Annotated in this window: 10 protein-coding genes; 8 read left to right on the top strand and 2 right to left on the bottom strand. The window is 51.0% G+C overall.

The window, feature by feature from the left end; translation table 11 throughout:
* Positions 1 to 18: 18 nt before the first annotated feature.
* The gene (locus tag IMQ48_RS14840; RefSeq protein WP_196209644.1) at positions 19 to 444 is read right to left on the bottom strand and encodes a PPC domain-containing DNA-binding protein; all 426 of its coding nucleotides are present in this window, start codon (positions 442 to 444) and stop codon (positions 19 to 21) included.
* Between the two features lie 375 nt (positions 445 to 819).
* Between IMQ48_RS14840 and epd the strand changes: the two genes are divergently transcribed.
* The 3 genes from epd to fbaA all read left to right on the top strand — a co-directional run bounded on the left by epd (position 820) and on the right by fbaA (position 4,228).
* Positions 820 to 1,839 carry an erythrose-4-phosphate dehydrogenase gene (gene epd, locus IMQ48_RS14835; RefSeq protein WP_196209643.1) on the top strand — a complete coding sequence of 340 codons (1,020 nt, stop codon included), beginning with the start codon at positions 820 to 822 and terminating at the stop codon, positions 1,837 to 1,839.
* Between the two features lie 48 nt (positions 1,840 to 1,887).
* Positions 1,888 to 3,051 carry a phosphoglycerate kinase gene (pgk, locus tag IMQ48_RS14830; protein WP_196209642.1) on the top strand — a complete coding sequence of 388 codons (1,164 nt, stop codon included), beginning with the start codon at positions 1,888 to 1,890 and terminating at the stop codon, positions 3,049 to 3,051.
* A 97-nt stretch (positions 3,052 to 3,148) separates the two neighbouring features.
* Positions 3,149 to 4,228, top strand: coding sequence for a class II fructose-bisphosphate aldolase (fbaA, locus tag IMQ48_RS14825; protein ID WP_196209641.1), 1,080 nt, complete (start codon positions 3,149 to 3,151; stop codon positions 4,226 to 4,228).
* A gap of 47 nt (positions 4,229 to 4,275) precedes the next feature.
* Here the strand turns inward: fbaA and IMQ48_RS14820 are convergent, their stop codons facing one another.
* Positions 4,276 to 5,181 (bottom strand): carbamate kinase, encoded by a 906-nt coding sequence (locus IMQ48_RS14820; RefSeq protein WP_196209640.1) that lies wholly within the window; start codon positions 5,179 to 5,181, stop codon positions 4,276 to 4,278.
* 336 nt (positions 5,182 to 5,517) lie between these two features.
* Here IMQ48_RS14820 and IMQ48_RS14815 point away from each other — a divergent pair, with 336 nt between their 5' ends.
* The 5 genes from IMQ48_RS14815 (at position 5,518) to allS (ending at position 11,511) form a co-directional block, all read left to right on the top strand.
* Positions 5,518 to 6,741 (top strand): MFS transporter, encoded by a 1,224-nt coding sequence (locus IMQ48_RS14815; protein ID WP_181617819.1) that lies wholly within the window; start codon positions 5,518 to 5,520, stop codon positions 6,739 to 6,741.
* Positions 6,742 to 6,754: 13 nt separating this feature from the next.
* Positions 6,755 to 8,416: an acyl-CoA synthetase FdrA gene (locus IMQ48_RS14810; RefSeq protein ID WP_181630239.1), complete on the top strand. Its 1,662-nt coding sequence runs from the start codon at positions 6,755 to 6,757 to the stop codon at positions 8,414 to 8,416.
* Between the two features lie 16 nt (positions 8,417 to 8,432).
* On the top strand, positions 8,433 to 9,695 hold the full coding sequence (locus IMQ48_RS14805; protein WP_181630241.1) for a DUF1116 domain-containing protein: 1,263 nt from the start codon (positions 8,433 to 8,435) through the stop codon (positions 9,693 to 9,695).
* Positions 9,696 to 9,788: 93 nt separating this feature from the next.
* Positions 9,789 to 10,622: a DUF2877 domain-containing protein gene (locus tag IMQ48_RS14800; RefSeq protein WP_196209639.1), complete on the top strand. Its 834-nt coding sequence runs from the start codon at positions 9,789 to 9,791 to the stop codon at positions 10,620 to 10,622.
* A complete protein-coding gene (gene allS / locus IMQ48_RS14795) occupies positions 10,579 to 11,511 on the top strand; it encodes an HTH-type transcriptional activator AllS (RefSeq protein ID WP_181630245.1) in 933 nt (310 codons plus the stop codon). The genes IMQ48_RS14800 and allS overlap by 44 nt, the downstream gene beginning before the upstream one ends.
* The last annotated feature ends 76 nt before the right edge of the window (positions 11,512 to 11,587 follow it).

Raw genomic sequence — 11,587 nt, 5'->3', positions numbered from 1 at the left:
CCTCTTTAAAGTGAAGCGTTAACGGGATGTGATAACCAGTTCGTCATAGCCGGAAACGACACAAGGTTGGCGGCTAAACGCCAGCTCTGTGAGTTCGCCAATCACCAGTTCCAGCGTGGTGCGCACGGTACAGCCCGGCATCATGTGGCCTCCCAGCATCGCGCCCTGCGGGTCAGAAACCGCAAGATGCAGGTGCTCGCCAGTCAGTTCCAGCGTGCCGTTCAGAGAGATAATTTCCCATGTGCCGGTGAGTAATGTGGTTTCTTCCTGGCCCGCGAAGCGTAGGGCAACGTTTGTCAAACTCCCGGTACAACCGGCAATCCAGGCTGCGTGTAATTGGTGTTGCTGTACAAACTCGTGCAACCGCGAAAAGACTTCCTGACCAGGGAGTAAACGTAGTGCATGAAAGCGAGCTGCTGAAGCGTGGGGAGAGTATCTAATCATAGGTTGGAGGACTCCGAGACTCGGACGTAGCGCTGATAATATAGACGCAGGTTAGGGGGCTTTCTGATATAAATCAGGATTTGTGACACGGCAACGAAATAATCTTGCTACGCTTATTCGTAATTCTGGAATATGGAATAAATTTAGCGGGACATGGCGTTAAAATGTGATGTAAGTCAGATAACGGTGTTCTGTTGCTGGACAATCATTCCTTTTATTCCTTGTTTCGCTTATTCTAGCTGAAGCGTTTCAGTCGATTAAATGTTCGACAATTAATCAATTAGTCGCAGTTTGCGACAGGTAAGGTTTCCCTGAGCGATTTGCTGCATTACTCTGTCAGCCACATCGTTTCTGAGAAATCCTTGCAGGAGACCTATGACCGTACGCGTAGCGATTAATGGTTTCGGTCGCATCGGGCGCAACGTGGTTCGTGCTTTGTATGAATCCGGGCGTCGGGCGGAAATCACCGTGGTGGCCATCAACGAACTGGCGAGTGCTGAAGGCATGGCGCATTTGTTGAAATATGACACCAGCCATGGACGTTTTGCCTGGGATGTTCGCCAGGAACGTGACCAACTCATTGTCGGCGACGACGCGATTCGCATTCTGCACGAGCGAACACTCGATGCGCTTCCGTGGCGCGAGCTGGGTGTTGACGTCGTGCTGGACTGTACGGGGGTCTTCGGTAACCGCGAACACGGCGAAGCGCACATTGGCGCTGGTGCAAAAAAAGTGCTCTTTTCACATCCTGGTAGTCACGACATCGACGCAACCGTTGTGTTTGGCGTTAATCAGGATCAGCTGCGCGCTGAACACCGGATCGTTTCCAACGCCTCCTGTACCACGAATTGCATAATTCCCGTTATTAAATTGTTGGATGATGCTTACGGCATAGAATCCGGTACTGTTACGACGATCCACTCCGCGATGCACGATCAGCAGGTTATTGATGCCTATCATCCCGACCTGCGTCGGACGCGAGCGGCCAGTCAGTCGATTATTCCCGTTGATACCAAACTGGCGGCGGGGATCACACGAATTTTCCCGCAATTTAACGATCGTTTTGAAGCGATTGCGGTGCGTGTACCGACCATAAATGTGACGGCGATCGACTTAAGCGTGACGGTAAAAAAACCAGTAAAAGCTTGTGAAGTCAACCAGTTGCTGCAAAAAGCAGCACAAGGTGCATTTCATGGTATAGTTGACTATACGGAATTACCGTTGGTCTCTGTAGATTTTAACCACGACCCGCACAGCGCCATCGTTGATGGTACGCAAACGCGCGTAAGTGGTGCTCACCTGATCAAAACTTTGGTCTGGTGCGATAATGAATGGGGCTTTGCTAACCGCATGCTCGACACAACGTTAGCGATGGCTGCTATTGGTTTCAGGTAAGGCGCGTAAGCGCTTGCAAAACTTTAAGAATCAACGAGAGGATTCACCATGTCTGTAATTAAGATGACCGATCTGGATCTTGCTGGTAAACGTGTTTTTATCCGTGCGGATCTGAACGTACCAGTTAAAGAAGGGAAAGTAACCAGCGACGCGCGTATCCGTGCTTCTCTGCCGACCATCGAACTGGCCCTGAAGCAGGGTGCAAAAGTGATGGTAACTTCCCACCTGGGTCGTCCTACCGAAGGCGAGTACAACGAAGAATTCTCTCTGCTGCCGGTTGTTAACTACCTGAAAGACAAACTGTCTAACCCGGTTCGTCTGGTAAAAGATTACCTCGACGGCGTTGACGTTGCAGCCGGTGAACTGGTGGTTCTGGAAAACGTTCGCTTTAACAAAGGCGAGAAGAAAGACGACGAAGCGCTGTCCAAAAAATACGCTGCACTGTGCGACGTATTCGTTATGGATGCTTTCGGTACGGCTCACCGTGCGCAGGCTTCTACTCACGGTATCGCGAAATTTGCTGATGTCGCTTGCGCGGGTCCGCTGCTGGCCGCTGAGCTGGACGCACTGGGTAAAGCCCTGAAAGAACCTGCTCGCCCGATGGTTGCTATCGTTGGTGGTTCTAAAGTTTCTACCAAACTGACCGTTCTGGATTCTCTGTCTAAAATCGCTGACCAGCTGATCGTCGGTGGTGGCATCGCCAACACCTTCGTTGCCGCTCAGGGCCACAACGTGGGTAAATCCCTGTATGAAGCAGATCTGGTTGACGAAGCCAAGCGTCTGCTGACTATCTGCGACATTCCGGTACCGGCTGATGTTCGCGTAGCTACCGAGTTCTCTGAAACTGCACCGGCAACGCTGAAATCCGTTAACGACGTGAAAGAAGACGAGCAGATCCTGGATATCGGTGACGCATCCGCGCAGCAACTGGCTGACATCCTGAAGAATGCAAAAACCATTCTGTGGAACGGCCCGGTTGGCGTGTTTGAATTCCCGAACTTCCGTAAAGGGACTGAAATCGTGGCTAACGCTATTGCAGACAGCGAAGCGTTCTCTATTGCTGGTGGCGGTGACACCCTGGCGGCTATCGATCTGTTCGGCATCGCTGACAAAATCTCCTACATCTCCACTGGTGGCGGCGCATTCCTCGAATTCGTGGAAGGCAAAGTCCTGCCAGCAGTAGCTATGCTCGAAGAGCGTGCTAAAAAGTAATTCAGTTCAGGCGGGGTCACCCGCCTGTTTTTCAGCGCGCTTAAACGCTCGCGAACCTTCTTCAACGGTCGAAGATACAGATACAGGACTACGTAACATGTCTAAAATTTTTGATTTCGTAAAACCGGGCGTCATCACTGGCGACGACGTACAGAAAGTTTTCCAGGTAGCTAAAGAAAACAACTTTGCTCTGCCAGCAGTTAACTGCGTCGGTACCGACTCCATCAACGCCGTTCTGGAAACCGCTGCAAAAGTTAAAGCACCGGTAATTGTCCAGTTCTCCAACGGTGGCGCTGCGTTCATCGCGGGTAAAGGCGTGAAGTCTGACGTTCCTCAGGGTGCGGCAATTCTGGGCGCTATCTCTGGTGCGCATCACGTTCACCAGATGGCTGAACACTACGGTGTTCCGGTTATCCTGCACACTGACCACTGCGCGAAGAAACTGCTGCCGTGGATCGACGGTCTGCTGGACGCGGGTGAAAAACACTTCGCAGCAACCGGCAAACCGCTGTTCTCTTCTCACATGATCGACCTGTCTGAAGAATCTCTGGAAGAGAACATCGAAATCTGCTCCAAATACCTGGCGCGTATGTCCAAAATGGGCATGACTCTGGAAATCGAACTGGGTTGCACCGGTGGCGAAGAAGACGGCGTGGACAACAGCCACATGGACGCTTCTGCACTGTACACCCAGCCGGAAGACGTTGATTACGCGTTCACCGAGCTGAGCAAAATCAGCCCGCGTTTCACTATCGCTGCTTCCTTCGGTAACGTACACGGCGTGTACAAACCAGGTAACGTGGTTCTGACTCCGACAATCCTGCGCGACTCTCAGGACTATGTTTCTAAGAAGCATAACCTGCCGCACAACAGCCTGAACTTCGTCTTCCACGGCGGTTCCGGTTCTACAGCTCAGGAAATCAAAGACTCCGTAAGCTACGGCGTAGTGAAAATGAACATCGATACCGATACCCAATGGGCGACCTGGGAAGGTGTTCTGAACTATTACAAGGCAAACGAAGCTTACCTGCAGGGTCAGCTTGGCAACCCGAAAGGCGAAGATCAGCCGAACAAGAAATACTACGATCCGCGCGTATGGCTGCGTGCTGGTCAGGCAACTATGATCACCCGTCTGGAACAGGCTTTCAAAGAACTGAACGCGGTTGACGTTCTGTAATTTAGTCTGTTGATTGTAAAAATGGCTTCCTAAGGGAAGCCATTTTTTTAACCAGTAATACAGGTTCCTTTCTCACCCGCTAATATCTGCGGAGCATCTTTCAGCGCGCCGATAAACGCGCTATTTCCGGTCTGTTTGACAAACTGTATCACTGCTGCCGCTTTGGGGCCCATCGCGCCGTCTGGTGCAGCATATGGAGCAAGCTCTGCGGTTGTCGCGTGTCGTAGCGCACGAGCCTGCGGTGTTCCCCAGTTTTCATATACGGCGTCTGCATCTGTTAGGATTAATAAATGGTCGGCATTAATGGCGTGTGCTAATACGGCCGCGGTTAAATCCTTATCAATTACTGCCTCGGTTCCCCTATAACCCTCACCGTGTTTGATGACCGGAATACCACCACCACCGCAGCAGACCACTGTATGTCCGGCGTCCATTAACGTCTGGATAGCATCGCTATCGAGTATTTTTAGCGGGGTCGGGGAGGGAACAACTCGGCGAATATACTGACCATCAGTCTTCATCTGCCAGCCATAGCATTTTTCTAGCTCTGCTTGCCGCTCTGGTGGGTACACCGGGCCGATATATTTACCAGGATCAGTGAAGGCCTCATCCTGAGGGCTGACTTCAACACGGGTCATTAATGTTGTGACGGGGGCGCTGTCAGCAAATGTCATCAGTTCTTGCGTGATAGCGAAACCGACCATCCCCTGACTTTCGGCAACCAGAATATCCAGGGGCCAGGCGGGAGACTCTGTGTATGCTGCATTCTGTAACGCGAGTAGACCAACCTGCGGTCCGTTACCGTGAACAATCACCAGTTGATAATCACGTGCTAATTCTGCCGCCATTTTGGCAAAGAGCTGGATGTTACGCTGTTGATTTTCAGCGCTCAAAATTTCTCCACGCTGTAATAACGCATTACCGCCAAGGGCAATGACAATTCTCTTTTTCATGAATACCTCAATGTGAAAATATCTCGAAGTTAAAATATCTATTTATTATTTTTATAGTGTGATGGAACTGACGATTTAACTAGCTTAAAAAATATCTCAATAATACCTTTCGTTTTTAGCTGGTTTATTTAAGCTAATTTAATAATGATTATTAGAGTTTTTTTAATAATGACGTAGTCAGTTTCCAGGAATTTATAACAATGGCTTTAGTGTGACATTGTTCAAATGAAATGAACTGTTCCCTCGATAAGGTAAACGCAGTTAAAACATCAATTCTCACGTATCTTGTCAGATAACATGGGGTGTTTAGCGGTAAATATTACCGGGAGATTAATTATGTCTGGATCATATGAAGTGACTGAGGTCACGAAGAGAAAAGGGATACCGGCCTGGTGGGTTACTGTATTCCTGTTCTGGTTAGGGTGGATTTTTATGTATGCCGACCGTACGGTACTGAATCCAGTGATGGGTGAACTGGAAAAAGAATTTGGTTTAAGTGGTACACAATTAGGCATTCTTAATTCAGTATTCTATTTTTCTTATGCTTTGCTTCAGGTTCCGGCAGGAATTTTGGGGGATAAAATTGGTAAGAAAAAAGTGCTGGTGCCGGGATTTATCCTTTTTGGTGTGTTTACCGCAGTGACCGGTTGGGCAAAAAGTTGGTACACACTGCTGTTTGCCCGAGCCGTCACCGGTGCAGGAGAAGGTACCTACTACGGACCGCAGTATGGCTTATCCTCTGAGCAGATTCCGAAGAAATACCGTTCTCTGGGAAGTGCAATAATCAATAGCGGAATGGCATTTGGTATCGCACTTGGTCTGATGACATCCAGCTGGCTGGTGTATGATCAAGGGTATTCATGGCGTATGCCATTTTATGCCATGGCAGTCCCTTCTATTTTAGTGGGGGTAGCAATCTGGTTATTTGTCAAAGAGAAAAAACGCACGGTTGAGACTGATGGCACCGTGGTGAAAAAAGGGAAATTTAGCGATCTGCTGAAAAACCGTAATTTAATTATTACCTATATTATGGTGTTCTGCAGCTTGTTTGGCTTCTTCGTTATTTTGACCTGGCTTCCCTATTATCTGCAAAATGAACGCGGTATTGCCGGTAGCGAAACTGGATTTATCTCTTCGCTAGTGGCGTGGATTTCAATTCCTGGTGCACTGCTATTCTCCAGCCTGTCTGACAAATTAGGAAAGCGTAAGCCATTAATTTTGTTCCTGGTGCCGGTAGCGATTATCAGCATGCTGTCCATTATCTGGATGCCGAATATGACAGGCGTAATTGTCGCGCTGTGTGTCTATGGCCTGGTTGGGAAACTGGCGCTCGATCCTGTATTGGTGGCTCTGGTTGCTGATAGTGTTGATGAAAATAATTATAGCACCGCATTTGGTCTATTTAATTTTATCGGTATGAGCTCATCTATTCTTGCACCCATTATTGCGGGTGCGGCACGTGATATGACCGGAAGTCTGGCATCCAGTTTCTATGTTTCAGCTACGCTGCTGGCTGTCGGATTTGTCGCCATGCTGTTTTTAAAAGAAAAACGCACATAAAGAGGTAGTGGTAATGATTTACGCCTTTATTAAAAAGGGAAGTTTTCAGGACTCTGTCAGCCTGATGATTATCTCCCGAAAACTCAGTGAACGACCGGAGGTTGATCAGGTTTCGGTCATGATGGGGACTCCTGCCAATAAATCGATGCTGGATTCAACGGGGTTCTGGCATGACGACTTTGCTGACGCGACGCCAAACGATATTTGTGTGGCGGTCAGAACTGAAAACCAGCAGGCAGGTATTCTGGATTTAATTCGTGAGCAACTTGAGAAAGAGCTGAGCGCGATTGCTAACGCGTCGGGGAGTTCACATCAGCTGATTAAGGCGCGTCGTTGGGAAAGCGCGTGCCAGAAATTACCTGAGGCCAACCTGTTGCTGGTCTCTGTTGCCGGGGAGTACGCAGCATCGGTCGCTAAAGAGGGGTTACTGGCAAACAAAAACGTGATGTTGTTCTCTGATAATGTGCCGCTGGAACAGGAAGTTGAACTGAAAACGATAGCGCGCGAGCGGGGGTTGATCGTCATGGGGCCGGATTGTGGAACGGCAATGATTGCCGGCAGTCCGCTGGCCTTCGCCAATGTCCTGCCTGACGGTGGGATTGGCGTGATTGGTGCATCGGGGACCGGGATTCAGGAAATCACTTCGCAGATTGCTCTGCACCAACAGGGGATCAGCCATGCCATCGGTCTGGGGGGGAGAGACCTGAGCGCCAATGTCGGCGGTATTAGCGCATTGAGTGCTCTTGAAATGCTGGCTGCCGATGATTCCACCCAGGTAATTGCGTTTGTCTCTAAGCCACCGTCGCCGCAGGTTAGAACACGCATTATTACTGCAATGCAGAAGGTGGGTAAACCTGTTGTTGCGCTTTTCCTTGGGAGTAAACCGGAACAGCGTCGCGAAGGTAATGTTTGGTTAGCCTACTCACTCTCCGATGCCGCCCAACTGGCGGTGCTGCTTATGCGCGTGGCGCAACAGCGGCTGATCCAGCCGGAAGTGGCGGGTAAAGGTATTTATGGCCTGTACGCTGGAGGTACGCTGGCTGCCGAAGCTGCCATGTTGCTCTCCGCCGGGCTCGGGGTGCCTGTCAGCCAGAGCCACGACCAGGGTGTCATGCTGGAGGCAGGTGATCACCGCATTGTTGATCTCGGTGATGATAGCTACACCCTGGGCAGACCGCATCCGATGATCGATCCGACAACCCGCAGTATTGAAATTGAGAAACTGGCGACGATGCCCGCGGTGGGGGTTTTACTGCTGGATGTGGTGCTGGGTTACGGCGCATGTGCTGATCCTGCTACTGCCGTTGTTGAGGCGATTGAGTACGTACGAGCCAGACGCACTGAGCCGCTGGCCGTGATTGCCACCCTGACCGGTACCGATGCCGATCCGCAAGGGCGAGGTGGGCAGATAGACATTTTGCGCAGCGCCGGAGTGGCGGTTGTCGAAACGCTGGAAGAGGCCGTGCTGCTTGCTGTCAGTCTGACCCATCATCAAAACCCCCGCAGGTCAGAGACACACAGTGCACTTCTGGAAGGGGTCCAGGTTATCAATGCCGGGTTGCGCAGTTTCGCGCTGGACCTGCAGAGCAGCGGTACGCCAGTTGTGCATTATCAGTGGGCACCTGTTGCCGGTGGTAACGCTCGTCTCGCCAGTTTACTCAAACAGTTACGTTAAGTTCAGAGGTACGGATATGTATTCATCTATTGCACAGGCCAACGAAGCCATTATTGAACGAATTAAAGCCGCGCGCCCACACTGGGTTGCCGTACGTCCGGCAAAAGAAGCGGTGACCCAATTATCTTCCGGGCGCAAGTTGCTGCATGCTGGCCCACCGATCGGCTGGGAAGAGATGACCGGCCCAATGCGCGGTGCCTGTATTGGCGCATCACTTTTTGAAGGATGGGTAGCCACCGAGGAAGAGGCAGTGCGGATGCTCGGACAGGGAGAGGTTGAGTTTATCCCTTGTCATCATGTTGGTGCAGTGGGACCGATGGGCGGTATCACCTCGGCTAACATGCCGGTGCTGGTAGTGCGTGACGTCGTGCATGGTAATCAATCCTGCTGCAACCTTAATGAAGGTATCGGTAAGGTGATGCGCTTTGGTGCGTACGGCGATGATGTGCAGAAACGTCTGCACTGGATGCACGATACTCTCGCACCTGTGCTGCAGGAAGCGCTCTCGCGTATGGAAAACGGCATCGATCTGACGGCAATGATGGCGCAGGCTATCACTATGGGCGATGAGTTTCATCAGCGCAATATTGCCGCTTCTTCGCTGCTTTTGCGCATGTTATCACCAGTGATTGCCGGACTGGACCGTCCGAAAGCGGAAATTATTGACGTTCTGCAGTTCCTGAGCGTTACCGACCAGTTCTTCCTTAACCTGGCGATGGCTTACAGTAAAGCGGTGATGGACGCGGCAGCAGAAATCAAGGCTGGTTCCGTTGTGACTGCCATGACGCGTAACGGACGTGATTTTGGCATTCGCGTTAGCGGCACCGGCGACCGCTGGTTTACCGCGCCAGTGAACACGCCGCAAGGGCTATTCTTTACTGGTTACAGTCAGGCTGATGCTAACCCGGATATCGGGGACAGCGCGATCACCGAAACGTTGGGCATTGGCGGTGCTGCAATGATTGCCGCACCTGGCGTAACACGTTTTGTCGGTGCGGGCGGTATGGGCGCAGCGCTGGAAACATCAGAAGAGATGGCAGAAATCTATCTTGCCAGTAACCCACTATTCCAAATTCCGTCATGGGATTTCAAGGGCGCTTGCCTGGGGCTCGATATCCGCCGCGTGGTGGAAACGGGGATCACCCCATTGATTAACACAGGTATTGCGCATCGGGAAGCCGGTATTGGCCAGGTTGGCGCGGGAACTGTACGCGCACCGCTGCTCTGTTTTGAAAAGGCGCTTGAGGCGCTGGCGGAACTGCATCACATTACCGCCTGATACTTTTCCGGATGGCGACGCGCCTACAGGAGTCACGCACTCGTAGGCCGGTTAAGGCATCAGCGCCGCCATCCGGCCTACTGGAGTGTACCGATGATTATCATCAACACCCTGGCCTGTGCCGGACTGGATCGACTTCCTGATGGTGAGTGGAAATTGCATAGCCGCTTCTCGCAGGCAATTAACTTTTGCCATCCAGGCGGTGAGCTGCTTACGCTGTTTCGTTATGGTAAAGGAATGGGGCCAACGGGGGTGCTACTGAATACTGAGCAATTTCCCCGCGTGGCTAACGTTAAGCGGATAATCAAGCAGGGGAACACTTTACAGGCGCTGAATATGATGATTCGCTCTCACCGCGTACTCAGACTTCAGTTGCCAGCAACCGCATTCACTCCTGTCGATCTCTCTTTTTATACGCATCAAAGTGGGCTGGTTGGATCGTTGAACCAACCTCTCGATATCATGCCACTCTACCCTGAAATCATTGCGCAACTCGAATGCTGGCATCATGGTGCAGTGCCTGACTGGCGCTGGCTAATTGGTCGTGGGCCGGGGCTAACGCCCAGCGGCGATGATATGCTGACGGGGATGATTGCAGTGCTGTATGCCTGTGGGATTTTTACGCAACAGCCCTCTTTTTTACCCCCGGCTGATCGCCTGGCGCAACTAACAACGTCGGTAAGCTGCAGTTATCTGAATAGTGCCAGAATTGGCGAGTTTTCGACGCCGGTATTGAAGGTTATACGCAGTTTGCAGTCCGGGCGAGACCCCCATTCTGCCATTTGTCGACTGCTCGCTGTTGGGCACACTTCCGGGGCTGATATAGTGTTGGGAATAGCAATAGCGCAACGATGGCTACAGGTGAGCGATTCAAGGAGAAGGCATGCTCGATCAGGAAACAATACGCACGTTTATTCGGGTTGCTGAGACGGAAAGCTTTTCCCGCGCGGCCAGCTCATTACACAAAACGCCAGCAGCAATAAGCTATCGCATTAAAACGCTGGAAGAGCAGGTGGGGACACAGCTTTTTTTACGCACCACGCGAACGGTTAGTCTGACGCTTGCCGGGCAACATCTGCTGGAACACTGCCGACAGTGGTTAAACTGGCTGGATGTTATGCCGGATGAGCTTCGACAAATCAACGCAGGCGTTGAAAGGCAGGTGAACATTGTTATCAATAATTTACTCTATCAGCCGCAGACGGCGGCGGACTTATTGACCTGGCTGCATCAACAGTTTCCCTTTACTCGTTTTCAGATTTCCCGCCAGGTTTACATGGGGGTATGGGACTCATTGTTGTATGACGATTTTCAGTTGGCGGTTGGCGTAACCGGATCGGAATCGCTCTCCAATAACATTTCCTTACTGCCGTTGGGGGATATTAACTGGCAATTTGTGGTAGCGCAAAACCATCCTTTGGCCAGCTATTCTGCGCCAGTGTTATCTGACGATATGCTGCGTCGCTACCCGGCCATTAATATTGAAGATACCTCACGAACACTTACCCGCCGGGTTGCCTGGCTACTCAGTGGACAAAAAGAAATCAAGGTTCCGGACTTAAGCACTAAGCTGGCCTGTCATTTAAGCGGTCTTGGTGTAGGTTTTTTACCTGAACGACTGTGTCGTCCTTATGTCGAGTCCGGGGCATTGGTTGCTCGTGACGTTATGAATCCACGTCAGCCTTCGCCACTTTCTATTGCCTGGAAGAATGCGGGTAGCGGAAAAGTAGTCAGTGAAATTGCAGATGTATTTAAGCAGAAGAGTTCTTTGGTGAGCGGCTTTCTCCGCATGGTGGATCGACCTGCGGAACATTGATACTACCTATGTCTAATTTAGGAACATGTTGAAAAATGGCATATTCGATCGTTTTTGTTTACCTTTAAAAGGTCGT

The organism is Citrobacter sp. Res13-Sevr-PEB04-36 (assembly GCF_015672735.1).
Taxonomy (GTDB): domain Bacteria; phylum Pseudomonadota; class Gammaproteobacteria; order Enterobacterales; family Enterobacteriaceae; genus Citrobacter.
Note: the sequence above shows the minus strand (reverse complement) of the source record. Positions and strands in the feature narration are given on the sequence as shown.

What these genes read in the sequence shown, in the direction of transcription:
- IMQ48_RS14840 (WP_196209644.1), bottom strand. Translation starts at nt 444, where the DNA reads ATGATTAGATACTCTCCCCACGCTTCAGCAGCTCGCTTTCATGCACTA.
- epd (WP_196209643.1), top strand. Translation starts at nt 820, where the DNA reads ATGACCGTACGCGTAGCGATTAATGGTTTCGGTCGCATCGGGCGCAAC.
- pgk (WP_196209642.1), top strand. Translation starts at nt 1,888, where the DNA reads ATGTCTGTAATTAAGATGACCGATCTGGATCTTGCTGGTAAACGTGTT.
- fbaA (WP_196209641.1), top strand. Translation starts at nt 3,149, where the DNA reads ATGTCTAAAATTTTTGATTTCGTAAAACCGGGCGTCATCACTGGCGAC.
- IMQ48_RS14820 (WP_196209640.1), bottom strand. Translation starts at nt 5,181, where the DNA reads ATGAAAAAGAGAATTGTCATTGCCCTTGGCGGTAATGCGTTATTACAG.
- IMQ48_RS14815 (WP_181617819.1), top strand. Translation starts at nt 5,518, where the DNA reads ATGTCTGGATCATATGAAGTGACTGAGGTCACGAAGAGAAAAGGGATA.
- IMQ48_RS14810 (WP_181630239.1), top strand. Translation starts at nt 6,755, where the DNA reads ATGATTTACGCCTTTATTAAAAAGGGAAGTTTTCAGGACTCTGTCAGC.
- IMQ48_RS14805 (WP_181630241.1), top strand. Translation starts at nt 8,433, where the DNA reads ATGTATTCATCTATTGCACAGGCCAACGAAGCCATTATTGAACGAATT.
- IMQ48_RS14800 (WP_196209639.1), top strand. Translation starts at nt 9,789, where the DNA reads ATGATTATCATCAACACCCTGGCCTGTGCCGGACTGGATCGACTTCCT.
- allS (WP_181630245.1), top strand. Translation starts at nt 10,579, where the DNA reads ATGCTCGATCAGGAAACAATACGCACGTTTATTCGGGTTGCTGAGACG.